Here is a 22,181-nt window from a genome sequence, read left to right on the forward strand (position 1 = left end):
CCTCAGGCCCGTCCGGGGACAGGGAGTGTCTCCGGACCGGCCCGTCTCCAGCGATGGGGGCCGTCCGGCCGTCGAGGCCGCCGCCCCTCCTAGTGGGGGGGGGGGGGGGGGGGGGGGGGGGGGGGGGGGGGGCGGGCGCGCCCCCCCCCCCCCCGCGGCGGGGTCCGTTGTGTGCGGCGGCGGAGCCGCTTGCTCACGGAAGAGGGGATGCTAGGCGTCCAGGACACCGGGGGTGTCGTGCAGGACCATGCTCTGCTCCAGCGGGACCCGCGTCATGCGGACGTTGTTCACCGCTGCGGGCTCGTCGGGGATGCCGAAGGAGATGCCGAACAGTAGCTTGAGGTCGTCGGGAACGCTGAGGAATGTGCGGATGGTGTCGGAGTAGAAGCCGAGCATGGTCATCGGGACGCCGTCGAAGCCGCGGGCGGCGAGGGAGAGCAGGAAGTTCTGCCCGTACATGCCGATGTCTCCGGCCGCCCGGACGCCGTCGCCGAATGCTGGCATGAAGAGGAACGCGGCGTGGGGTGCGCCGAAGAACTTCAGGCCTTCGCGGGCTGCCGCCTTCCTGGCTGCGCGGTCTTCGCGCTTGAGGCCCGTGGCGTGGGTGAGGGTCGCAGCGTGGTGGTGGGCCCGCTCGAGGTAGGTGCCCTCGCCGAAGTCGGCGTAGTCAAAGGTGAAGTCGTAGGAGAAGCGGCGCTCGTCGTCGGCCTTGAGTATCTCCGCGCTCAACGCGTCCCGTGTCGCGCCGGAAACGACGTGGACCGTCCAGGGCTGGGTGTTGCAGTTCGACGGTGCGGTCTGGGCATCGTCCAGTACGGCCCGGATGTCGGACGGGGACAGCGGCATGGGCACGAAGTTCCGGACGGAGCGGCGGCCCCGCACGACGTCGGTGAAGGGCAGGGTTGCAGGGGGCAAGGTGATTCTCTCCGGTGCGATGCGGCCTTCCGTGAACGTGACGGAGTGTCACGGCAGGCCCTGGCGCGGGCCATTGGGGCGGACGGCCCCTGTGCGTCAGTGGTGGGCGGAGCGGTTCATCGCGACGATCTCCTCCAGGGCGGGCTGGGAGGTGAAGGCCGCGAAGCGCTCCATCAGCCGGTCGCGGGTGCCCGGCGCCTTGTCCCGGTCGGCCGCGGCCAGGGCCGCCTCAAGCGCGGTGAGGTCCAGCTCGGTGCAGTAGGCGGGCGTGCCCGGCTGTTGGCGCCAGGAGTCGGCCAGCACACCGGCGTCGAACGGGTCGAAGCCGGTGTCGTCCACCAGGCGCATGGCCACCTACCGCGCCTGATCGGAGTCGGCGGCCAACGGAATCGCGATACGGCCCGCAGTCCCCGCCGGAAGCCCTCGGGTCTGCTGGGTACCGGCCAGGGCGGCGTTCCACGCCCTTGACCACGGGGCGCCCCAACTCCTCGGCGTTCCACAGGCTTTCCACCTGCCCCTGGTCCACGGCCTCGATGTTCTGGCCCAGCTGCGGGTGGTAGTTCGAGGTGTCGACGACCGTCTCGTCCGGCACGGTGGCGAACAGGTCGGCCAGTTCCCCGGCCCGGCCGAACGGGATGGACAGGATGATCACGTCACGGCCCTGAACGGCGTCGGCGAGGGCTGTCGCCCGGGCGCCGGACTCCAGCACCCCGGCCGGCACCGCCTCGGGCCCTGCTCGACTCGTGCCTGCTCACCGACGACGAGTACGCGGCGGGCAGGGACGGCTGGAAAGAACTTCCGCACGCCTTCGACGACTTGCTCGACCCAGTGGCCTGAACCATGCCCTGTTCCGGCGGCGCGCCGGCCTGAAGGCAGGGCGTTCACTCGTCCGGCCGGTGAGCCGCCGTATGGCTCCGTTGTCCGACCACATCCCAGGAGAGGACCGACCCGACCGTGCCCCGACACACCAGCTCCCGGCGGCAGACACCCAGCACCAGCGCGCCAGCCCGCTGGACGCCGCCGGCATCACGTACATCGACTACAAGAACACCGACCTGATGCGAAAGTTCATCTCCGACCGCGGAAAGATCCGCAGCCGTCAGGTGACCCACGTGACGCGTCAGCAACAGCGGCAGATAGCGCAAGCCATCAAAAACGCACGCGAGATGGCCCTCCTGCCCTACAGCTCCTGATAGCCGCAGGAGCGACAAAGGAACGCTCCAGACCGTTCCTAGGGACTGAGCGGAAGTGAGTCCTGCATCCAGGACCGTTGGTGCTCAGCCGCGAACCGCGCCACATCGAGATCACGTCTGGGCAGTGACCCCGGTCCGGACGGTGATCCCTGTCTCCGTGCGGTGCGAGCTGCACGGAGACAGGGGGGTGACGGCTGGGGTAACTGGCCGGGCACGACGATTCCGTGGACGGCTGGTCGGCTCGTGACGGCGGCTGGGGGTGGCTTGCGCTGATCTCGATGCGGCGAGGCTTGGCCTCCTCCAACACCGGGATGTTCAACGTGAGCACGCCCGCGTCGTAGTGAGCGGCGATCTTCTCCAGGTTGAGCGAGTCGCCCAGCAGGAGCTGGCGGCTGAAGACGCCGTGGGGCCGTTCGGCGAGAAGCAGGTCGGCCTCCTTGGCGTCTGCGGCGGGCCGCTCGGCTCGTACGGTCAGCACGTTGCGCTCCACGTTGAGGGCGACAGTGTCGGGATCGACGCCGGGCAGGTCGAAGTGGACGACGAAGGCGTCGCCGCTCTGATAGGCGTCGATCGGCATGACGGCCGGGCGGGCGAGGGTGTCGAACATCTGCTGAGTGAGCCGGTCGAGGTCCCGGAACTGGTCGGTTCGGATGAGAGCAGCCATCGCAGCTCCTTTCGCCTGGTGCGACCGCTCGCTGGGGGTCTGCCCGTCCGGGCTCCGGGAGCTGGGAATCCCTCTGACAATCCCTACACCTCTCATAGCAAACCTTGACAAGAAGAGACTCAAGTTTTATTTCAGGAATAGAGGCAAGTAGGGGTAGAAAGTGCAGCTCGCCGCAGGCGAGGAGGTGGCCGGGATGCGGGCGCGGGAGCAGGGAGTGGACCTGTATGCGGTGCTGGGGGTGGAGCCCTCGGCGACGGCCGAGGTGATCACCTCTGCCTTTCGAGCCCGGGTGCGGGAACTGCGCCCCGACACCCGCGTCGACGCCGACACCGCCGAAAGGTTCGGTGAGGTGCGGGCGGCGTACGACACACTCCGCGATCCGGTCCTGCGCGCGGCCTACGACCAGACGAACGAGCGGATGGCCGAGCGGGATGACGACCGCGGGCCTGTCCTCGCGCGGCCGGTCAGGCCCACGCGGCCATGCCTCGTGGTGCTCGGGGTCGCACGCCCCGAGCCGCCGCTGCGCGCCGGCCCCGTCCGGTGGGAGCGGGCCCGATGACCCCGAACAGCACAAGGTATGAGGAGGGAGAACCAGATGGCGCGCTCGGTCGGTATCGACCTCGGTACCACGAACTCGGTGGTCGCGGTCCTGGAGGGCGGCGAGCCCACCGTCATCACGAATACGGAAGGCGCGCGGACCACACCGTCGGTCGTGGCCTTCGCCAAGAACGGCGAGGTGCTGGTCGGCGAGGTCGCGAAACGGCAGGCCGTGACGAACGTGGAGCGCACCGCGCGCTCCGTGAAGCGGCACGTGGGCGACCACGCCTGGCGGTTCCCGGAGCACGGCAGCATCGACGGCAAGCGGTACACCGCGCAGGAGATCTCCGCGCGGGTGCTGCAGAAGCTGAAGCGGGACGCGGAGGCGTATCTCGGTGAGGACGTCACGGACGCGGTGGTCACCGTGCCCGCGTACTTCGACGACGCCCAGCGGCAGGCGACGAAGGAGGCAGGTGAGATCGCGGGCCTGAATGTACTGCGGATCATCAACGAGCCGACGGCGGCGGCGCTGGCCTACGGTCTGGACAAGGAGAACGACCAGACGGTCCTCGTCTTCGACCTTGGTGGCGGCACCTTCGATGTGTCGCTGCTGGAGATGGGCGAGGGTGTCATCGAGGTGAAGGCCACCAACGGTGACACGCACCTGGGCGGTGACGACTGGGACCAGCGGATCGTCGACCACCTGGTCAAGCAGTTCAAGAACCACTACGGCGTCGACCTGGGGAAGGACAAGATGGCCGTGCAGCGGCTGCGGGAGGCGGCGGAGAAGGCGAAGATCGAGCTGTCTTCCTCGTCGGAGACAGCGATCAACCTGCCCTACATCACGGCCTCCGCCGAGGGGCCGCTGCACCTGGACGAGAAGCTGACCCGCGCCCAGTTCGAGCAGCTGACCGCGGATCTGCTGGAGCGCTGCAAGGCGCCGTTCCACAACGCGATCAAGGACGCCGGGATCAAGGTGTCCGACATCGATCACGTGGTCCTGGTCGGCGGCTCGACCCGGATGCCGGCCGTCACAGAGCTGGTGAAGTCGCTGACCGGAAAAGACCCGCACAAGGGCGTCAACCCGGACGAGGTCGTCGCGGTCGGTGCCTCGCTGCAGGCCGGTGTCCTCAAGGGCGAGGTCAAGGACGTCCTGCTGCTGGATGTCACCCCGCTGTCCCTCGGCATCGAGACCAAGGGCGGCATCATGACCAAGCTGATCGAGCGCAACACCACGATCCCGACCCGGCGTTCGGAGATCTTCACCACGGCCGAGGACAACCAGCCGTCGGTGACGATCCAGGTCTACCAGGGCGAACGGGAGATCGCGGCCTACAACAAGAAGCTCGGCATGTTCGAGCTGACCGGGATCGCCCCGGCGCCGCGCGGGGTGCCGCAGATCGAGGTGGCCTTCGACATCGACGCTAACGGCATCATGCACGTCTCCGCCAAGGACCTGGGCACGGGCAAGGAGCAGAAGATGACGGTCACCGGCGGCTCCGCGCTGCCTAGGGACGACATCGACCGCATGGTCCGCGAGGCTGAGCAGCACGCCGAGGAGGACCGCCGGCGGCGTGAGGCGGCGGAGACCCGCAACCAGGGCGAGCAACTCGTCTACTCCACCGAGAAGCTCCTCAAGGACAACGCCGAGCAGATCCCGGCCGACGCCAAGTCCGAGACGGAGACTGCGCTGGCCGACCTGAAGGAGAGGCTGAAGGACGAGTCCGCGGACACGGCGGCGATCCGGCAGGCCATCGACCGTACGGCTCAGGCCGCGCAGAAGATCGGCACCGCCCTGTATGAGAAGGCGCGGGCCGAGCAGGCATCGTCCCCGGGCGGCGCCGGGGCAAGTACGGGCAGCGCTGCGACCGGCGGGTCCGAGGACGAGGTGGTGGATGCCGAAATCGTCGACGACGACAAGCCGGAGGCCGGCTGACGATGACCGGGAACGGGCTGCAGAACACGGAACTGCGGCACCTGCTGGACGAGCGGACCGCCGACCTGCAGCGGGTGAAGGCCGAGTACGACAACTACCGCAAGCGGGTGCGGCGGGACCGCCTGGCCGTCCGCGAGATCGCCGCGGCCAACGTGCTCCGGGCGCTGCTGCCCGTGGTGGACGCTGTCGACCGGGCGTGCGCCAACGAGCCGCTCACGCCGGGCCTGAAGGACATCGCCGACAGCCTGAAGGACCAGCTCGGCTCGCTGGGCGTCACGTCGTTCGGTGCGGTGGGCGATGTGTTCGACCCCGCCTGCCACGACGCGCTGACGCACCACGTCGCCCAGGACGCTGAACGCCTGGTCTGCTCGGCGATCCTGCGGTCTGGATACCGGCTCGGCGAGCATCTGCTGCGTCCGGCCACCGTGGAGGTCACCGGGCCGGCTCCACCCGCGAGGAACCCGCCCGGAAGCGGCCGCACTCACGCCCCTCCACCCGGATGCAGACATCCCTTCCCTTGACTGCGCACCGGAGCTGACGGCGCCCGGACGCTCGCTTGCCGCCGGACCAGGTGCTACACGAACAATTAGCACTCCCCTGTTGAGAGTGCTAAGGACACGGCAGCTGTCGGGGCAGGCGCTGATGTGACGTCGCTGCCCCGGCGACAGACCGAGGCGGGTGTCAGCGGCCCAGGCGAGGGCCGTCGACACCCGCCCGGCGGCGGGGCAAGAAGTCTGGCGAGGCTGTTGGCGTTCTGCTCAGTCCGCGGAATGCTGGCGGTAGGTGCACGGCCGGCGGACACCAGCGCCACCGGCGCTGCTCCTGGCGTCCGCAGGGGGCCGATATGAGAGTCGAACTGGTCCAGCCCGCTGCCAGTGTGTTGTTCGGTGTCCCGAACGGCATGCACGAGGAGATCATGACGCTCATTACGGCTGTGGCGAAGACCCCGCAGGCACATGTCACCAACCTGGCCGCAGCGTTCGGCGAATGGTGCTGGCTCGTCTACACCACTCACGATGACGTCATAGAGGTCCTCGACGTCGGCTGCGCACGATAGCCGACGGCTGTCCCTGCGGGATTGAGCTGGCCGACGAGGTCCGGGCCATGCAAGCGTCAGTGCAGGGACAGCTCTTCACGTTTGGCCACGGGCGGGACGAACTCGCCCACCAGGGTCCGGTTCCACCAGGCGCCGGTGGCGCGCAGTTCCGACCAGCTGGTGAAGTGGAACTCGTACAGGCGGATCCGGACGAAAACAGGTGGCGAGCCGGGGAAGGGGTTACGGCGCAGCAGCCGCAGGACGGCCGGGTTGTTCTCCAGGAGGGCGAGGAGCAAGGCGGGGAACCAGGCTGCCGCGTAGAGCGGGGAGAGCGCGGCGAACCACATCAGCCAGTCCAGCCTGAGATGGTACGGGGCCACCTGGGGCGGCAGGCGCCGCGGGTTGCCCGGCTTGCCCTTGAAGGCGTACTCCTTCCACACCGTGCCTTCGGTGATCTGCGTCTCGGCGGTGCCCTCGGCGATCAGCTCGTACCGGGTGCGGCCCACGCTGCCGAACGCCCCGTAGGTGTTGACCAGGTGCAGCGGCGTGAAGGACGCGTTCATGACCTGGCTGCGGGAGAGCAGGTTACGGGCCGGCCAGTAGCTGAGCACCACGACCAGGGCGGCCATGGCCACGACGCTTGACTCGAACCACGCCGGTGCGGCGGCGAAGCGCGGCGGAGCGGGAAGGCCCAGTGCGTGGGTGACCGGGGAGCCGCCGATCGCTGACAGCGCCAGCATGATCGTCAGCCAGTTCAACCAGGCGAAGTTGCCGGACGCTACGAGCCACAGCTGCGTGGTGATCACCAGTCCGGCGGCGATGCTCGCCACCGGCTGCGGAGTGAACAGCGCGAAGGGCACGACGAGTTGCGCGACGTGGTTGGCCGCCACCTCGACGCGGTGCACGGGACGGGGCAGGTGGTGGAAGAACCAGCTGAGCGGGCCGGGCATCGGCTGGGTCTCGTGGTGGTAGTACAGGCACGTCAGGTCGCGCCAGCAGCGGTCGCCGCGCAGCTTGATCAGCCCGGCGCCGAACTCGAGCCGGAACAGCAGCCAGACCATCAGCCATCGCACCAGCACGGGCGGCGCGACGTCGTCGTTGCCGAAGAAGACCGCGAGGAAGCCGGCCTCCAGCAGCAGGTACTCCCACATGAACCCGTACCAGGTCTGTCCGACGTTGACGATGGACAGGTACAGCACCCACAGCAGCGCCCACATCGCCATCGCCGCCCACAAAGGCACCAGGTCCGCCGCCCCCGCCGCCACAGCGGCGGATCCCGCGGCGCCCGTCCAGGCCACACTGGCGAAGAATCGGTCGGAGTAGTGCAGCTGGAAGATGCTCGGAGCGCGCCGGAACGGCACCCGCGCGGTGAAGCACGGCACCGGCAGCAGCCCCCGCTGTCCGATCAGCCCGCGGAACTGCAAGGCGGAACCGATGAACGCGACGCAGTACAGCACAGCCAGGCCGCGCTGGAAGAGCATCCTGGTCAGCCAGAAGTTGGGGTCCGTGAACCACTCCATGACGGCATGCCTCCGCACATCCGCCCGGCGCGCTACCGCACCTTTCTCGTCAGCTTGACATTTACCCGGTCCATGACCTACGTAATTATCATAAATGACTAGATTGAGCTGATCTGTTGACTTATACGAGAGGAGGGTCGGCGGCCCGCTCGGACAGCACCGCAACCCCTCAGGCGCTGCCCGGTTTACTCGCCGGGTCCGTCGGGACTGCAGGAAGGGGGTGGTCAGGGTGCCTCGGCGTGACGCCTCCATCCTTTTCCTGGCCTGGCGCCCGGAGCAGGGATGGCTGGTCGTGGACGCGGCCGGGCAACTGTCCATGACCACGCGGGCGGAGCTGCGCGTACCTGACGCTGGTGACCTCGATGCCCGGCAGCGGCCCCTACCGGCTCGTCATCGACATCTCCCGCGTGACCACCTGCGACGCCCTGGGGCTGGGCGCCCTGTTCGGTGCGCACCTTCGGTCCACACGGTATGGCGGCCGGCTCCGGCTGGTGTGCCCGCAAGGGCCGCTGCTGCACGTTCTGGCCGTCACCGGCCTACGACGGGCCATCCCCGTGTATGCGACCGTGGGTGAGGCGCTGCTCGACTCCGCCCCTCCAACCGCCGGCCCCTCAGCACGGTGATCCTGGCGTCGGGTACGGGCCGTGGCCCGCGCTCGGCGGGGGATGAGCCGAAGTGATCAGGTACGCGGGATTCCGCCCCACCAGCGGGGACGGATTCGTCCCGGCCACGGAGCTGGCGGCCGCCGCCGTCGACGCACACGGAACGGTCACGGCCTGGAGCCCCGGCGTCCAGCTCCTGCTGGGATACGTCCCCGAGGACGTCGTGGGCTGTGCGGCTGCCGAGCCGCCAACGGTCTGTCGGACTCCGCGCGGCGGCACCTGGCCGATCGGCAGGCGTGGATCGGCCGGGTTCTGCTGCGCGACCAGGCCGGCCGAGGCCGAACTGCGCGCCTGTCCGCTGCTGAACGGCAAGGGCGAGTGCTGAACGGCAAGGGCGAGGTGGAATGGTTCCTGCAGGCGTCCGTGCCGCAGGAGAGCGACGGCGCCGCCCTGGCCTTGCAGCGCAGCCTGCTGCTGCACCACTTCCCCCGTCCAGCAAGCGTTGGAAACGGCGGCCCGCTACCTGGCCGCCGCCGGCGTGAGCGGTGACTGGTTCGACGTCATCGCCCTGTCCGGGGCGCGGATCGCCCTGGTCGGCGGTGATGTCGTCGGCCACGCCTGAACGCCTCCACGGCCATGGGACGGCTGCGCACAGCGGTACGCACCCCTGGCCGATCTCGACCTGCCCCCCGGAGGAGCTGCTGGCCGACCTGGACGACCTCATCCTCGACGAACTCAGGGATGGCATGGAGATGGCCGGGGCGATCGGCGCGACCTGCCTGTACGCGGTGTACGACCCGGTCACCTGCCAGTGCACCCTGGCCAGCGCCGGTCATCCGCCGCCCGCCGTGGTCACCCCGGACGGCACCGTCTCCTTCCTCGACATCGAACCGGGACCGCCTCTGGGGGTGGGCGGTGCCCTGGCCCCGCCGTGGTGCACAGGTCGCTCGCCTGCTCCGCTCGCCGGTGCCCGAATCGGATCACCCTCGTCTCGTCACAGCACCCGGGCGGGCACCCGTCCGTGGACCCTCGACTGAACCCGACACCGCGGGCGATCTGCCAGCACCGTCCACTTCGCGCGGCCAACGGCACCTCCAACCTGTCGTGCCGCGGCCCTCGGTGACGCTGTTGAGCTGGCCAACCGATTCATCACGTACGAGCACGGGCCTGGCCATGAGAACTACGACCAGGTCCCGCGTCGGCACTGCGGACGCCCTGCGGCAGCTTCGGGACACGGCCCGGCATGGGGTGCCAGACGGCTCTTCGATAAGCCCGGCCGGTGGCACAGTGGCTGTATGTGTGGCCGATACGTCTCCACCCGCAGTGCCGAGGATCTGGTCCAGCTCTTCCAGGTCACCGACTGGCGTGCCGAGGAGACGCTCGCGCCGAACTGGAATGTCGCGCCGACCAACGATGTGTGGGCTGTCCTCGAGCGCACCGCGCGCGGACATGATGGTGCCGCACCGGAGGGCAGGCAGTTGCGGCCGCTGCGCTGGGGCTTGGTGCCGTCGTGGGCGAAGGATGTGAAGGTTGGCGCCCGGATGATCAACGCGCGGGTGGAGACCGTGCACGAGAAGCCCGCCTACCGCCGCGCGTTCGCCAAGCGCCGCTGTCTGTTGCCCGCCGACGGCTTCTACGAGTGGCAGCAGCTCAAAGATCAGGACACGGGCAAGGCCCGCAAGCAGCCGTATTTCATCCATCCCGAGAACGACCAGGTGATGGCGCTCGCCGGGCTGTACGAGTACTGGCGCGATCCAGCGGTCAAGCAGGGCGACGACCCGTCCGCCTGGCTGATGACCTGCACCATCATCACCACCGAGGCCACCGACGCAGCTGGCCACGTGCACCCGCGCATGCCGCTGGCGCTCACCCCCGAGCACTACGACGCGTGGCTCGACCCCCACCACCAGGACCCCGACGAGTTGCGTGCACTGCTGACCCAGCCCGCCGACGGCCACCTGGACGCCCGGCCGGTCTCCACAGCAGTCAACAACGTCCGCAACAACGGCCCTCAACTCCTTGAAGACATCGCACTGTAGATCGCTCCAGCGGACGGGGGTTGAGGCACCGTTTGGAGTCGCCCGTACAACTCCGGCCGCGAGTAATGGCGCGCTTGGCCCACGCGCATGCCGCAGCCTATCGACGCGGGGTGGAGCAGCTCGGTAGCTCGCTGGGCTCATAACCCAGAGGTCGCAGGTTCAAATCCTGTCCCCGCTACCAACTCCGGCCCCTTCGACACCATGTCGCGGGGGCCGGAGCCCATACCGTCTGTCCTGAGCCGCCCAATGACGCGGTAGGGGCCTATGCGACGGGATCGCCAGCGTGCACCGGCTGGACACCAGGGCTCCTTTGACGTGAGCAGCGGCGTGTGTCGGCCGGGATGGATGCTCCATGCCACCGGGTGATACGCAGCCGCCCTGACCCCCTGGCGGACAGGGCGTGAATGCCGCGTGCGCTCATCGCTGACGACTTCACCCGTCCCAAGAACAACCGCGCCAGAGCTCAGACGGATACATGCCGCGACCAGCCCTATCGAATTCCCGCAGCCCACACTCGCCGAGACTCTCGCTGCGCCTCCCGTGCATCGGGAAAACCGTCCGTAACTGTCTTCTCTGTGATTACTGTCTGTGGTCATGCGGTTTCTGCACAAATTTTCGAGGCGCCGCCCACCATAAATGCGGAACACTTGGCAAAACCGCAGGTCAGGGGTGGCTCGTCTTGTTGGCGTGGGACTCCTCGGTGGTGCCGGTGCTGGTTTCGTGCTGACCTGTGGGCACCCCTCGTCATACCTGGTGACCCGTCCCGTGCTGGTTCTTTGCCGGGTCCTTCGGACTTCGTGCTGGGGGTGGCGGAAGAGGTTGTGGCGGCTGCCCTCTTCGCAGTCGCCCGCCCTCTCCTCTACACCGAGTGGACCAATGCCGAGGCGCATCAGGAGGCGGCGGAGTCAGGCGCTCACGACCAGGGCACGAGATCTTCTCCAGTACGCCCGGAGTCCGACTGACCCACGGTCGGCGTTACGGCCTCCACCGCTCCCTGTCCTGGCCGCCGGTGTGAGGCGCTCGGCCGAGGCGGCACAGCACATGGTCCCATTCGTCGATCCGCCGAGGGGCAAGAGGTCGAGCGGTCGGGAGAACGAGACCACGGACGTAAAGGATCAACCATGCGACTCTCCGGTAGCGTCAAGGTATGAGTCATCCGCATCCAGAGTTGAAAGCCGCCCCGCCTCTGCCCGAGGGAGGGCTGAGGATCGTCGCCCTCGGCGGTCTGGGTGAGATCGGCCGCAACATGACCGTCTTCGAGTACGCGGGCAAGCTGCTGGTCGTCGACTGCGGCGTGCTGTTCCCCGAGGAGCACCAGCCCGGGGTGGATGTGATTCTGCCGGACTTCACCTCGATCCGGGACCGCCTCGACGATGTCGTGGCGATCGTGCTGACCCACGGTCATGAGGACCACATCGGCGGCGTGCCCTACCTGTTGCGCGAACGGTCCGACATTCCCGTCGTCGGATCGAAGCTGACGCTGGCGTTCCTGGAGGCGAAGCTCAAGGAACACGGCATCCGGCCGCGCACGGTGCGCGTGCGCGAGGGCGACCGGCGCGGATTCGGCCCCTTCGACTGCGAGTTCGTGGCGGTCAACCACTCCATCCCGGACGGCCTCGCGGTCGCCATCCGCACCGGCGCCGGACTGGTGCTGCACACCGGCGACTTCAAGATGGACCAGTTCCCGCTGGACGACCGCATCACCGACCTGCGCGCCTTCGCCCGCCTCGGCGAGGAGGGCGTCGACCTGTTCCTCACCGACTCCACCAACGCCGAAGTGCCCGGCTTCACCACCTCCGAACGCGAGCTGAACCCCGCGATCGAGCAGGTCATGCGCACCGCGCCACGACGGGTCATCGTCTCCAGCTTCGCCAGCCACGTACACCGCATCCAGCAAGTCCTGGACGCCGCGCACCAGTACGGCCGCACGGTCGCCTTCGTGGGCCGCTCGATGGTCCGCAACATGGGCATCGCCCGCGATCTCGGCTACCTGAAGGTGCCCTCCGGCCTTATGGTCAACGTCAAGGAGCTGGAGAAGCTGCCCGACCACAAGATCACTCTGGTGTGCACCGGCTCCCAGGGCGAACCGATGGCCGCGCTGTCCCGGATGGCCAACCGCGACCACATGATCCGTATCGGCAAGGGCGACACCGTCCTGCTCGCCAGCTCCCTCATCCCCGGCAACGAGAGCGCCATCTACCGCGTCATCAACGGACTGACCCGGTGGGGTGCGAACGTCGTCCACAAGGGCAACGCCAAGGTGCACGTCTCCGGGCACGCCAGCGCCGGCGAACTCGTGTACTGCTACAACATCGTCAGGCCCCGCAACGTCATGCCCGTGCACGGCGAGTTCAAGCACCTGCGGGCCAACGCCGACCTGGCCATCCGTACCGGAGTCGACCCCGACCGAGTCGTCATCGCCGAGGACGGCGTCGTCGTCGATCTCGTCGACGGACGTGCCTCGATCACCGGGAAGGTACCCGCGGGCAACGTCTACGTGGACGGCATGGAGGTCGGCGGCGTCACTGAAGCCTCCCTCAAGGACCGCCGCACTCTCGCGGAGGAGGGTGTGGTCACGGTGGTGGCGATCGTCGACGCCGACACCGGCGCTCTCGCCGAGGCCCCGGACTTCCTGGCCCGCGGCTTCGTCCACGACGACACCACCTTCGAGCCGGTCGTCCCCCTGATCGAGAAGACGCTGGCCAAAGCGGCGGAGGAAGGCGTCGGGGACGCACACCAGCTCGAACAGCTCATCGCGCGCGCCGTGGCGAACTGGGCGTTCCGCACCCACAGCCGCAGGCCCCTGATCATTCCTGTGATCATCGACGCCTGAGCGGCCCACCCCGCAGCCGGGCACTGGGCACTGGGCACGGGTACGGGGAGTCCGGGAGTCGCCCGCTCGTCCACATCGCCGTGTCCGGCGCGTCCGGCAACTCCGACGCGCACAACTCGCCGGCATCGTCGGCGGAGAAAGGGAAGTGGATGAGCCTGCGTTTCGAGGAGGTGGACTGGCGCCCGACACCGCTGGGGGAGATCAGCCTGCGGCGCAGGCGGCACCTGTCATCGGGCGAGGACGTGTACGAGGTCAAGCTCGGCGACGAGTTCCTCATGTCCAGCCTCTTCACAGCGGGCGAGATCGCACTCGCGAAACTGGGCCTGGCGCAGCTGGCCCAAGGCGAACTCGACGTCGCCGTGGGCGGGCTCGGTCTCGGATACACGGCACGGGCGGCGTTGGACGACCCGCGCGTGCGTTCGCTGGTCGTGGTCGAGGCGCTCGGTGAAGTGATCGAGTGGCACAAGCGAGGACTCGTGCCCCTGGGCGACGGCTTGGCCTCGGATCCCCGCTGCCGCCTTACGCACGGCGACTTCTTCGCGTTGGCCGACGCCCCCCGCGGTCTGGATCCACAAGAACCGGGCCGCCGATTCCACGCCATCCTGCTGGACATCGACCATTCGCCCCGGCATGTGCTGCAACCACGTCACGCCGCGCTCTACGAACCTGCGGGGCTACGCGGCCTCGCTGACCACCTTTACCCGGACGGTGTCTTCGCTCTGTGGTCGAACGACCCGCCGGACGAACAATTCACCTCCGTACTCGCGGAAGTCTTCGCGGACTCGGAAGCTCATGTCGTCGAGTTCGACAATCCCCTGCAAGGCGGAACGGCGACCAACACCGTCTATGTAGCGAGGGAGAAAGAGGGAGAGAACAGACGTGGGCTCGTACAAGACTTTCGTAGTCGGTGATCGTCGCCGATGGGGGGCTTCTCAGAGGTCGTTTCCTCCCGTTGTTTCATCCCGGAATTGGTGTTTGATCCTGGGGTGCCGGACCGCGCCAGGAGACGGTGGTCTCGCCGGTGAGGCGGCGGGCCATCAGATCGGTCATGGCCAGCTGGATCATGGCGACCCCTGGACCCGGGCGTGTTGGACGATTTCCTTGTCGATGGATCCCTCGCCGGCCGGAGCATGTAAGAAGGTTGGAAACAGACCGGGCTTCTCCCGCTCCGGCGCGATCTCCGCCCTCATCCGTGACCTGGTGTCGATCGCCTGGCTGCTGAAGTTCGTCGCCAAGCACTCCATCAACGGGTTCGTGATCTACCGGATCGTCATCGGAGTGCTGCTGTTCGGGCTGCCCGCCACCGGCGTACCGGACGCCTGAGGTGAGAGGTAGACGCGGTAGCCGTGGTGGACACGCAGGCCCGGCAGGAGGCGGGAGGGCCAACGGCGGGCGTAGGCCGGGACCTTGTGGTGGGGCCGCACCAGGACGGCGACCGGCTCTCGGCGGGCGAGGGCGAGGACCTTCGCTGTGGTGGTGTTCTGGTTGTGCCCGGTGACGTGCCCGGAGTCGCAGCGTGCCTGGTACGCGACGGGGGTGGCCAGCCGGCCGGTGACCAGGCAGGGCGGCCGTACGCCGTAGGTGTGCAGGTCGGCGGCGATGCGGGCGTAGTCGCCTGTGCCGTCGGCGGCGGTCCGTGCGGCGTGGGTCAGGATGGCGTGCTGGCTCACCAGCTGCACCGCGACGAGTACGGCGACCAGGGCGACGCCGGCCGGCCTGAGCTGTGGGCGTAGGGATCGGGGCGCGGTGGTCAGGGCGTCTGCGACGGGGAGTGCCAGCAGCGCGTAGGCGGGGAGCAGGAAGCGGGGCGCCGCGTAGTCGATGAGCAGCAGGTACGGGATCGCGAGCGACAGGCCGCACAGGGCGGGCAGCAGGGACGTGGCGAGGCGCCGGGCCCGGGCGGCCGCCAGGACGCCGCCGACGGCCAGGAGCGGGGTCATGAACCACCAGATCGCGGCCGTCCGGTGGCGCCAGAGCATCGTGCAGCGGCGGCACAGTTCGGGGCCGCCGGCCAGGGTGCGCAGCTGGTTGCCGATCGCGACGTGCCAGCCGATGCCGCCCTCGATGGCACTGGCGCGGTGCAGCCGCGCGGCCATACCGCCGTAGGAGAGGTACGCCTCGACGATCCACTGTGCGCCGCCCAGCGCGAGCCCGACGACGATGACCGTGAGCAGCGCCGGGCGCCGGCACCGCCGTACGCACAATCCAGCGGCGGCCAACGGCAGGGACAGCCATACCGCGTCCGAGGGCCGCAGCAGCGCGGCGGCCGCGAGGGCGAGAGCCAGTCCGACCAGTGCCCGCCGGTCGGCAGGATCCCCAGCGGCCCGCAGGAAGCAGCCGACCGCGGCGAGTGCGCTGAGGGCGACCCAGAGGTTCGGCATCGCCTGCGGCCCGTAGAGCTGGGTCGCCCACAGCCCGGCGAAGAGCACCCCGGCCAGCGCGAGCGCCGGCACCGGGCGAAGGCGCCGCCACACCCGCAGGGCGAGGAACAGCCCCGCGCCGGACAGCACGGCGAGATAGACCCGCAGCGCGAGTGTGGACGACGTCAGGAGCGTGAGCGGCGCGACGAGCACCGGCACGCCCCGGGCGCGGGGCGTGCTGAAGTACGCGGACGGAATGTGGGGGCGACCTGGCTGGCGTACACCGTCTCGTCCCAGCCCAGGTGCAAGCCGGGGGCCACGAACAGCAGTTGGGCCAGGGTGAAGGCGAGTGCGACCGCCGCCAGCAGCAGCGGGCCCTCGGCCGCGACGCCCGCCGTTGTGGGGTGGGGGCGCGGCCTGACCGACTCGGCCGGGAGCACGGCGGCGGCTACTTGCCTGCGGCGGGCGCGGCGGCGCCAGTTCGTGTCTCCAGGGCCAGTCGCCGATATCCGCAAGCGCAGGCGTCGGCCGCCCGGATTGCTTGGCGAGGTGACACCTATCGTGGCTCGGCACACTTGCAAGTGACTCCGACTGGAAGCAGCCCTCCGTACGGCACGAGGTATGGCCAGAGGCGCGGTTCGACCGGATCGCGGCCGTCTGTTCGTTCCGCGCGGTCCCGCCGGCTCTCCTCGCGCAGGCCCGCCCGCGTGGGCGTACCCGCAGACGCCCCGCCGCCGCGGCCCTCATGATGCCGCCCCTGCCTCGGTCCGGTCAGGCGGCCTGGCAGAAGCCGACGGCGCCCAGGTCCTGGTCGCGCAGCCGGGTGAAGTCGACGTGGCCCTTGGGGAGTATCCGAACGGAAATTAACGGTAGCCGCTGCCCCGGATCATGGTCCGGCTGTGGCCAGGAGAGCGTTGACGCGGTTCTCGTACTCGCGCGAGCCTTGCGCTGTGCGGGGATCGCCTGGGTGCCCCCGGGTGCCGTCGAGCGGCTGGCAGCGAGCGAAGAGTTGGCGGTGGACCGCGGGGATGGTGCTGACGCGTAGGGTGTAGCCCTGGCCGCGCCTTAGGTCACGCCCTGGTCGAGCGCGACCCGCTCGACGGGTCCAGTTCGGCCGTTCGCAGGAAGTCGGCGACTTGCCCGGCACGTCGAGGGTGACCGGCAACTCCGGGGCTGGGCGGCCTCGTGGCCGGCGGCGGCCGCTCGGATGGCGTCGCGGCTGACGCCGTGTTCGCGGGCCAGGGCGGCGATGGACCGGCCGTCCATGTACGTGGCGCGCACGGCGTCGGTCTTCTCGTTCTTGATGGCCGGGCGGTGCCCGCCCTTGTTGCCCTTCGCTCCGGAGTCCATCGTAGGTCAGCTCACGCTGGAGTTCGCTGGCGGCCGCGAGGGTCTGCATCATGAACTTCACCGTGGACAGCAGTTCTCAGGTGCGCGGGTGACGGGCGGGGAGGTCCATGGCGGAGAATGCTCCGTCGTGGATGCGCAGGGCGAGGCGACCGGTATGCAAGACGTCGAGCACGTCGAGGATGTGCTGAGTGCCGCGTACGAGGCGGAACATCTAGTAAACGTACACGGTGTCGCCCGGCCGGGCGTACGCCAGCAGTTCGCCGAACTTCGGGCGGGGGAGCGGGTGGAGGCGGCTGGAGGTGCTGGCCTCCTCCTCGAACGTGACCGGGTCCTCGACACCGGCATCGTCGAGGGCGAGGTTCTGAGCGGCGGTCGGCTGCTGGTCAGTCGAGACCCGCTTGTAGACCAGGTTCGCCATCTGGGTCCCTTCTGCGCGGAGGGGCGGAGCTCGTCGTCAAACCCTGTCATCAACCATCATCGGATTTGATGGGATCGACGTCGCCCCGGTGCCCCGGAATGTACGGGTTCATTGGACATGTGCGTCACCTGAGCGGGGGGTTGGCATCACTGGTGTGTCAATCTTCATGATCTTGGTGTTGGTTCTGGGTTGCCGCACGATGCAATGCTGAAGCCCCGCCCTCCCGGGCGATCTGGCGTGTAGCGAGAGGCAGTCTCCCGATGGACACCTTCAGGACGAAGAACGGTTCGGTCCAAGGCTTTCGGGCCTCTGCCGAAGTCGTCGCCGTCCTTGGCATCCCCTATGCCGCCCCGCCATTCGGCGCCAACCGGTTCCGGGAACCTCTCCCGGCACCGGCGTGGACCGGAGTGCGGGACTGCACGGACTTCGGCCCGGTCGCCCCGCAGTCGGCACAACTGCCTGGCGCACCCGTGTGGTCGCCTGACGACGAGGACATCCTCACCGTCAACATATGGACCCCGGCCCCCGAGGGCGGCCACCTGCCAGTCCTGGTCTGGATCCACGGCGGTGCCTACTCTTTCGGATCCTCAGCCCAACCCGACTTCGACGGCACCACGCTGGCCTGCGCCGGTCCGGTCGTGGTCACCCTCAACTACCGGCTCGGCTTCGAAGGCTTCGGCCACGTCCCCGCCGCCGAAGCAACCGCCTACCCGGACAACCGGGGCCTGCTCGACCAGGTCGCGGCCCTGCGCTGGATTCGTGAGAACATCGCCGCCTTCGGTGGCGATCCTGGCAACGTCACGGTCGTCGGCCAGTCCTCCGGGGCCGCTTCGGTTGCCTGCCTGATGGTGATGGATCGTGCTCGCGGCCTGTTCCACCGTGCCATCGCTCACAGCGCCGCCAGCCCTTGCTACACACTCGAAATCGCTGCTGCAACCACCCGCGAGATCGCTGCGGCAGCGAGCTGCCCTGCCACAGCCGAGGGCCTGACGTCTGCGACTCCGCAGGCCCTGGTCATCGCCTCCGACCGGGTGGTCGACGACTACCGGCGTGACCCCGCCTCCGGATCCCGCCACTACGACCCCGCGCTCTATGCCCCCGTCCTTGACGGCGATGTCCTGCCCACTGACCCCCTCACTGGGATGGCAGCCGGTGTGACCCGGGAAGTGGACCTGCTGGTCTGCCACACCACGGAAGAGTACTGGCTGCTCGACGCCGTCGGCAGCAGCGCGAAGATCACCACCGATGAACAGCTGGCTCTCTTCGCCGAAGACTTCAGCCTCCCTGACGGCCTGGTGGCCGGCTATCGCGCTGCGATGCCCCACACCCCGGTGCTCGATGTCTACCTCGCGGTCTTTGGGGATCTAATGTTCGGCGAGTACAGCAACCGACTCGCCGAGCTGCACGCCCAAGCCGGCGGCCGGGCGTTCCTGTCGCGTTTCGATCGTCGGCGCACCGGCCCGCACGGGCTCGTGCGGGCCTGGCACTGTGCGGACATCCCCTTCGCCTTCGGCAACCTCGACAGCGACTGCCTGAATTTCCTCATCGGCGGCGCACTCACATCCGCAGACCACGGACTGGCACGCCGCATGGTGCGCGCGTGGGCCGATTTCGCTACCACCGGAAACCCGGGCTGGCCATCCGTCAACGACTCCACCCAGGCCAAGATATGGAGCGCCGACGACGACCCCGCCGACGACAAGGCCGCCGCTATCCGTGCTCTTTGGATCAAGGCCGACTTTCCAGTCTTGTGCCCGTGAACTGGGGAACCACCCCCAGCACCCCGAATGGGCCGCAGACGTGCGGCTCCGCGGCCCGACGACTACCGTTCCTAGGAACTAAGGGGGGTGAGTCCTGTTGCCGGGTCTCGTGCTCAGTCGCGTGCTCCGAACGGTGTTGGGCACGCTGGTCGCCCGCTTTCGCTCCCCTGGAACCTGGCCATGATTCTTGGAACCAGCTGATGCGTGCCCCTGGCGAAGGCGTTGACCCGGGTCGCTCACTCACGACGGCCGTGAGAGCCGGTCAGGCGTTCGTGCGTGATAGGTGGTTGGGGAGGTCGGTGAGCCGTTCGATGCGGAGCACCGTCTCGTCTGCCGTCGGCGATGGTCCACCGGTGACGAAGTCGATGCCGCGGTCCAGCCAGATGCCGGTGAGCCCGGCGAGGGCGGCTGCGTGTACATCGCTTTCCAGCATGTCGCCCACGTTGACGGCCTGCGCGGGGTCCGTCCGCATCCGCTGGCAGGCGGTGGCATAGGCGAGGGGCTTGGCCGCACCGAGTTCGGTCGGGGTCAGGACGGCTTCGAAGTATTCGAGGAGGCCGAAGCGGGCGAGCTTGGCGCGCTGCTGCTCGGGGTCCCCGTTGGTGAGAACAGCCAGACGCGGTCCTCGGGGAAGCCGTTTCAGGGTCTCCAGGCATGGCTGGACATCGGGATAGCACCGCCAGGACTCCTCGAACACGGTGAGGTAGCGCTCGGCGATCCAGGCGTCCAGAAGGCCAGGACTTGTCGGAACCGGCTCGCCGAGCATCGGCAGGAAGGAACGGAGCCTGCGTCGGTGGTGCTCACCGAAGGAGCACTGACCGGCCAGGTATTCCCGCATGTGGCGCGCCTCCAGCGTCCACCACAACGTCACCAGCTCCTCCGGTGGAGCCGTCGCGTTCGGCGCGTCCTGGACGATCTGGCCGATCGTTTCCAAGGCGGCGCTTCGATGATCGACCAGGGTGCCGTCCAGATCGAAGAAAATCACATCTGCCATAGGGTGATCATCTCGTGGTGCCTGTCCCTGACGCGAGTGTTCCGCGTCGAGTGTGTGGCTGAGCCGGTCGGCGTAGGTGTCGAGCAGGGGCTTCATCTGTTGTTGAAGTGCTCTTCCGGCTGAAGCCGGGAGATTCCCACCTACCTTGCGGTGGCGGGCTTGACGCCATGAGTGCGCCTGACGACTGCCCTCCCGGCAGCCGGGATGGGCGCGGCTGAAGCCGCGAACCCGGTAATTTCCCGGAGGCCGAGCTCGTCGGCGCCGGCGGTGGTGCGGGGGAGGCGGACCGGCTGCTGCGCGAGCGTGCGAGACCGGGCTGATCCGATGAGGGAGGAGCTCGCGGTCATCGCGCAGCTCGGCAGCGCCACCTACGGCGCGGCCAAGCGGCTGCAGACGCTGCGCTTTCATAACTGATGGCACGATGCCCCATCTGTGGTGGCTGAGAGTCCTGTCGCACGGGATCAGCTGAGCGCCTTGTAGTACAGCCGGAAGCCGCGCCCACCTACCGGGCCTTCAGTGAGGCCCAGGCAGAGCCGGGGCGTCCCCTCGCGCAGCACGGCCAGGCCCTCCGGCTCGCGCGGCGACAGGTGCAAAGCCGTGCGTTCCACCTGCTCGTGCACGACGCGCCCGGTGCGCAGGTCGATCCGGTAGAGCCGGATATTGCCGCCTGAGGAGGACGGGTTGCGCGCTCCGTAGGCACTGCCCAGGAGCTGGTACGCGAAGCTGCCGTACAGCGCCATGCCTTGGAAGGGCAGGCCCGAGTCGGCTCCGGGCTGTGCCATGTCGAGGAGTGGGCGGTAGGCTCCGGCTTGGAACTGGTCGAGGTCGTACAGGGCGAAGCGCGGCGCTCCGTGCTTCTTGTAACGCAGCAGCAGGCGCCGCTTCGGAACGTCGAGCGCCGCGTAGTTGGTGGTGGAGCCGGGGACCGGGCGATAGCCCCTGAGTCTGCTGTCGGCGCGCGACAGAATCCGGCCGTCGGTGAAGCGGAAGCGGCAGATTCCGCGCCCGTAGCCGGAGGCGGGATTGGCGTCCCACTCCGTCCAGAGGCTGGCGACCGTGGCCGACGCCTCGATGCCGAGCGCGCCTCCGTGACCGAAGCCCTTCAGATACATGTGACCTGCCGGCGAGCCATCCATGGCCAGTCGGTTCAGGCAGAGATCTCCACTCTTCGCGCGCTCCGCATGCGTACGGGCCGTCTTCTCTCCCGGCAGCCTGACGCCGCCTTCCACGATCTGCAGCGCATAGATGTGGCCGCGTGGTTCGTCGAATCCGAACGACTGCAGCACGGTGGTGTGGCGCAGCCGCCCCCTGAGCAGGGGGAGACCGGCTGCGGACAGAGCGGGCAGCTTGTGGTCGGCGACCGGGGAGGTGTGTGCTTCCCGTCCCGCCGGCAGGAAGGCCAGTGCTGCCACCGCCCCCAGCCCCAGTACGGTTCTGCGGCCCGGCTGCCCCATCTGGATGGTGTGGTGCGTCATCACATGCTCCTGGAAGTCGGGCTGCCCGTCCGCTCGCGACCGCGAACAGGCGGGCAGCCAGGGATGGTTCAGACGTCGCTACGGACACGCCGTCGGTGCGGGTTCAGCACCACGGGACGGGGCGGAAGGTGTGGACGTAGTGGGCGGAGACGTAACCGCGGTGGCCGGCCAGCTTGTGCCAGCGGGCATCCGCGAGCACCTTGGTGCCGTGCTTCTTGCAGGCGAGCCCCAGGATCCTGCCGTCACGCACCTTGTCGATCTTCCGGTATGCGGGGCTCGGTCCGGAGCGGACCGTGAGCGGCATGTCGTTCCCCATGACCACGCGGCCACCTGCTCGCTCGAGTGTGCCGGCACGCAGTGGCGCCCGTGCGGGGTGTGCACCTTGTGCGCCCGGTGATGCCCAGGGGCACGGTGGGGGTCGGCGGCGGCGAGCGCCGCCGTGGGCCGCAACGCGAAGTCGGCCGTCACGGCCACCGGGCCGTTGCGCATAGTGCGTCGGTTCATCGGAATCTCCCTGAGTGATCAGCAGGTTCACCGTATGACTCTGCG

The 22,181-nt window shown here is 68.7% G+C and carries 22 protein-coding genes, 1 tRNA gene and 2 pseudogenes; 14 read left to right on the forward strand and 11 right to left on the reverse strand.

Annotated elements, in window-relative coordinates; translation table 11 throughout:
* Nucleotides 1-210 precede the first annotated feature (210 nt).
* On the reverse strand, nucleotides 211-915 hold the full coding sequence (locus ACIBK0_RS46655) for a nitroreductase (RefSeq protein WP_399094945.1): 705 nt from the start codon (nucleotides 913-915) through the stop codon (nucleotides 211-213).
* Between the two features lie 96 nt (nucleotides 916-1,011).
* Nucleotides 1,012-1,269 carry a hypothetical protein gene (locus ACIBK0_RS46660; protein WP_399094948.1) on the reverse strand — a complete coding sequence of 86 codons (258 nt, stop codon included), beginning with the start codon at nucleotides 1,267-1,269 and terminating at the stop codon, nucleotides 1,012-1,014.
* A 575-nt stretch (nucleotides 1,270-1,844) separates the two neighbouring features.
* Between ACIBK0_RS46660 and rpsR the strand changes: the two genes are divergently transcribed.
* Nucleotides 1,845-2,108: a 30S ribosomal protein S18 gene (gene rpsR / locus ACIBK0_RS46665; protein ID WP_399095076.1), complete on the forward strand. Its 264-nt coding sequence runs from the start codon at nucleotides 1,845-1,847 to the stop codon at nucleotides 2,106-2,108.
* Here rpsR and ACIBK0_RS46670 read toward each other — a convergent pair.
* Nucleotides 2,065-2,772: an Hsp20/alpha crystallin family protein gene (locus ACIBK0_RS46670; protein ID WP_399094951.1), complete on the reverse strand. Its 708-nt coding sequence runs from the start codon at nucleotides 2,770-2,772 to the stop codon at nucleotides 2,065-2,067. The two genes, rpsR and ACIBK0_RS46670, sit on opposite strands and share 44 nt — an antisense overlap.
* 160 nt (nucleotides 2,773-2,932) lie before the next feature.
* Between ACIBK0_RS46670 and ACIBK0_RS46675 the strand changes: the two genes are divergently transcribed.
* The 4 genes from ACIBK0_RS46675 (at nucleotide 2,933) to ACIBK0_RS46690 (ending at nucleotide 6,302) form a co-directional block, all read left to right on the forward strand.
* A complete protein-coding gene (locus tag ACIBK0_RS46675) occupies nucleotides 2,933-3,331 on the forward strand; it encodes a J domain-containing protein (RefSeq protein ID WP_399094954.1) in 399 nt (132 codons plus the stop codon).
* Nucleotides 3,332-3,367: 36 nt separating this feature from the next.
* Complete coding sequence (gene dnaK / locus ACIBK0_RS46680) at nucleotides 3,368-5,245, forward strand: molecular chaperone DnaK (protein WP_399094957.1); 1,878 nt, start codon at nucleotides 3,368-3,370, stop codon at nucleotides 5,243-5,245.
* A gap of 2 nt (nucleotides 5,246-5,247) precedes the next feature.
* Entirely contained in the window at nucleotides 5,248-5,766 is a 519-nt protein-coding gene (grpE, locus tag ACIBK0_RS46685) for a nucleotide exchange factor GrpE (protein ID WP_399094960.1), read from the forward strand.
* A gap of 323 nt (nucleotides 5,767-6,089) precedes the next feature.
* Entirely contained in the window at nucleotides 6,090-6,302 is a 213-nt protein-coding gene (locus ACIBK0_RS46690; RefSeq protein WP_399094963.1) for a hypothetical protein, read from the forward strand.
* Between the two features lie 56 nt (nucleotides 6,303-6,358).
* Here the strand turns inward: ACIBK0_RS46690 and ACIBK0_RS46695 are convergent, their stop codons facing one another.
* A complete protein-coding gene (locus ACIBK0_RS46695; RefSeq protein ID WP_399094966.1) occupies nucleotides 6,359-7,801 on the reverse strand; it encodes a lipase maturation factor family protein in 1,443 nt (480 codons plus the stop codon).
* Between the two features lie 362 nt (nucleotides 7,802-8,163).
* Between ACIBK0_RS46695 and ACIBK0_RS46700 the strand changes: the two genes are divergently transcribed.
* The 8 genes and pseudogenes from ACIBK0_RS46700 to ACIBK0_RS46735 all read left to right on the forward strand — a co-directional run.
* A complete protein-coding gene (locus ACIBK0_RS46700) occupies nucleotides 8,164-8,424 on the forward strand; it encodes an STAS domain-containing protein (protein ID WP_399095079.1) in 261 nt (86 codons plus the stop codon).
* 52 nt (nucleotides 8,425-8,476) lie between these two features.
* Entirely contained in the window at nucleotides 8,477-8,788 is a 312-nt protein-coding gene (locus ACIBK0_RS46705; RefSeq protein ID WP_399094969.1) for a PAS domain-containing protein, read from the forward strand.
* 62 nt (nucleotides 8,789-8,850) lie between these two features.
* A pseudogene (locus tag ACIBK0_RS46710) lies at nucleotides 8,851-9,320 on the forward strand (PP2C family protein-serine/threonine phosphatase); the annotation flags it as partial.
* A gap of 378 nt (nucleotides 9,321-9,698) precedes the next feature.
* Nucleotides 9,699-10,442 (forward strand): SOS response-associated peptidase, encoded by a 744-nt coding sequence (locus ACIBK0_RS46715; protein ID WP_399094972.1) that lies wholly within the window; start codon nucleotides 9,699-9,701, stop codon nucleotides 10,440-10,442.
* Nucleotides 10,443-10,546: 104 nt separating this feature from the next.
* Nucleotides 10,547-10,623 (forward strand) — tRNA-Met (locus ACIBK0_RS46720).
* A 966-nt stretch (nucleotides 10,624-11,589) separates the two neighbouring features.
* A complete protein-coding gene (locus ACIBK0_RS46725) occupies nucleotides 11,590-13,275 on the forward strand; it encodes a ribonuclease J (RefSeq protein ID WP_399094975.1) in 1,686 nt (561 codons plus the stop codon).
* Nucleotides 13,276-13,424: 149 nt separating this feature from the next.
* Nucleotides 13,425-14,186 (forward strand): spermidine synthase, encoded by a 762-nt coding sequence (locus ACIBK0_RS46730; protein ID WP_399094978.1) that lies wholly within the window; start codon nucleotides 13,425-13,427, stop codon nucleotides 14,184-14,186.
* 289 nt (nucleotides 14,187-14,475) lie between these two features.
* Nucleotides 14,476-14,598: pseudogene (locus ACIBK0_RS46735) on the forward strand (undecaprenyl-diphosphatase); the annotation flags it as partial.
* A 1,222-nt stretch (nucleotides 14,599-15,820) separates the two neighbouring features.
* Here ACIBK0_RS46735 and ACIBK0_RS46740 read toward each other — a convergent pair.
* From ACIBK0_RS46740 to ACIBK0_RS46755, 4 genes are all read right to left on the reverse strand, one after another.
* A complete protein-coding gene (locus tag ACIBK0_RS46740; protein WP_399094981.1) occupies nucleotides 15,821-16,075 on the reverse strand; it encodes a hypothetical protein in 255 nt (84 codons plus the stop codon).
* Nucleotides 16,076-16,700: 625 nt separating this feature from the next.
* On the reverse strand, nucleotides 16,701-16,985 hold the full coding sequence (locus ACIBK0_RS46745) for a hypothetical protein (protein ID WP_399094984.1): 285 nt from the start codon (nucleotides 16,983-16,985) through the stop codon (nucleotides 16,701-16,703).
* 76 nt (nucleotides 16,986-17,061) lie between these two features.
* Nucleotides 17,062-17,196: a hypothetical protein gene (locus ACIBK0_RS46750; protein WP_399094987.1), complete on the reverse strand. Its 135-nt coding sequence runs from the start codon at nucleotides 17,194-17,196 to the stop codon at nucleotides 17,062-17,064.
* Nucleotides 17,197-17,403 (reverse strand): recombinase family protein, encoded by a 207-nt coding sequence (locus ACIBK0_RS46755; protein ID WP_399094990.1) that lies wholly within the window; start codon nucleotides 17,401-17,403, stop codon nucleotides 17,197-17,199. It abuts the gene before it with no gap.
* 260 nt (nucleotides 17,404-17,663) lie between these two features.
* Between ACIBK0_RS46755 and ACIBK0_RS46760 the strand changes: the two genes are divergently transcribed.
* Nucleotides 17,664-19,163 carry a carboxylesterase/lipase family protein gene (locus ACIBK0_RS46760; protein WP_399094993.1) on the forward strand — a complete coding sequence of 500 codons (1,500 nt, stop codon included), beginning with the start codon at nucleotides 17,664-17,666 and terminating at the stop codon, nucleotides 19,161-19,163.
* Nucleotides 19,164-19,425: 262 nt separating this feature from the next.
* Here the strand turns inward: ACIBK0_RS46760 and ACIBK0_RS46765 are convergent, their stop codons facing one another.
* The 3 genes from ACIBK0_RS46765 to ACIBK0_RS46775 form a co-directional block, all read right to left on the reverse strand.
* Entirely contained in the window at nucleotides 19,426-20,157 is a 732-nt protein-coding gene (locus tag ACIBK0_RS46765) for an HAD family hydrolase (RefSeq protein ID WP_399094996.1), read from the reverse strand.
* A gap of 461 nt (nucleotides 20,158-20,618) precedes the next feature.
* Nucleotides 20,619-21,632: a teichoic acid biosynthesis protein C gene (locus ACIBK0_RS46770; RefSeq protein WP_399094999.1), complete on the reverse strand. Its 1,014-nt coding sequence runs from the start codon at nucleotides 21,630-21,632 to the stop codon at nucleotides 20,619-20,621.
* A gap of 103 nt (nucleotides 21,633-21,735) precedes the next feature.
* Nucleotides 21,736-21,948: a hypothetical protein gene (locus ACIBK0_RS46775; protein ID WP_399095002.1), complete on the reverse strand. Its 213-nt coding sequence runs from the start codon at nucleotides 21,946-21,948 to the stop codon at nucleotides 21,736-21,738.
* Between the last annotated feature and the right edge of the window lie 233 nt (nucleotides 21,949-22,181).

The organism is Streptomyces sp. NPDC050564, assembly GCF_044457265.1.
Lineage (GTDB): Bacteria > Actinomycetota > Actinomycetes > Streptomycetales > Streptomycetaceae > Streptomyces.

Coding starts and splice junctions, on each gene's coding strand:
- ACIBK0_RS46670 (WP_399094951.1), bottom strand. CDS start 2,772: ATGGCTGCTCTCATCCGAACCGACCAGTTCCGGGACCTCGACCGGCTC.
- dnaK (WP_399094957.1), top strand. CDS start 3,368: ATGGCGCGCTCGGTCGGTATCGACCTCGGTACCACGAACTCGGTGGTC.
- grpE (WP_399094960.1), top strand. CDS start 5,248: ATGACCGGGAACGGGCTGCAGAACACGGAACTGCGGCACCTGCTGGAC.
- ACIBK0_RS46690 (WP_399094963.1), top strand. CDS start 6,090: ATGAGAGTCGAACTGGTCCAGCCCGCTGCCAGTGTGTTGTTCGGTGTC.
- ACIBK0_RS46695 (WP_399094966.1), bottom strand. CDS start 7,801: ATGGAGTGGTTCACGGACCCCAACTTCTGGCTGACCAGGATGCTCTTC.
- ACIBK0_RS46700 (WP_399095079.1), top strand. CDS start 8,164: ATGCCCGGCAGCGGCCCCTACCGGCTCGTCATCGACATCTCCCGCGTG.
- ACIBK0_RS46715 (WP_399094972.1), top strand. CDS start 9,699: ATGTGTGGCCGATACGTCTCCACCCGCAGTGCCGAGGATCTGGTCCAG.
- ACIBK0_RS46725 (WP_399094975.1), top strand. CDS start 11,590: ATGAGTCATCCGCATCCAGAGTTGAAAGCCGCCCCGCCTCTGCCCGAG.
- ACIBK0_RS46730 (WP_399094978.1), top strand. CDS start 13,425: ATGAGCCTGCGTTTCGAGGAGGTGGACTGGCGCCCGACACCGCTGGGG.
- ACIBK0_RS46745 (WP_399094984.1), bottom strand. CDS start 16,985: ATGGACTCCGGAGCGAAGGGCAACAAGGGCGGGCACCGCCCGGCCATC.
- ACIBK0_RS46750 (WP_399094987.1), bottom strand. CDS start 17,196: ATGTTCCGCCTCGTACGCGGCACTCAGCACATCCTCGACGTGCTCGAC.
- ACIBK0_RS46755 (WP_399094990.1), bottom strand. CDS start 17,403: ATGGCGAACCTGGTCTACAAGCGGGTCTCGACTGACCAGCAGCCGACC.
- ACIBK0_RS46760 (WP_399094993.1), top strand. CDS start 17,664: ATGGACACCTTCAGGACGAAGAACGGTTCGGTCCAAGGCTTTCGGGCC.
- ACIBK0_RS46765 (WP_399094996.1), bottom strand. CDS start 20,157: ATGGCAGATGTGATTTTCTTCGATCTGGACGGCACCCTGGTCGATCAT.
- ACIBK0_RS46770 (WP_399094999.1), bottom strand. CDS start 21,632: ATGACGCACCACACCATCCAGATGGGGCAGCCGGGCCGCAGAACCGTA.
- ACIBK0_RS46775 (WP_399095002.1), bottom strand. CDS start 21,948: ATGGGGAACGACATGCCGCTCACGGTCCGCTCCGGACCGAGCCCCGCA.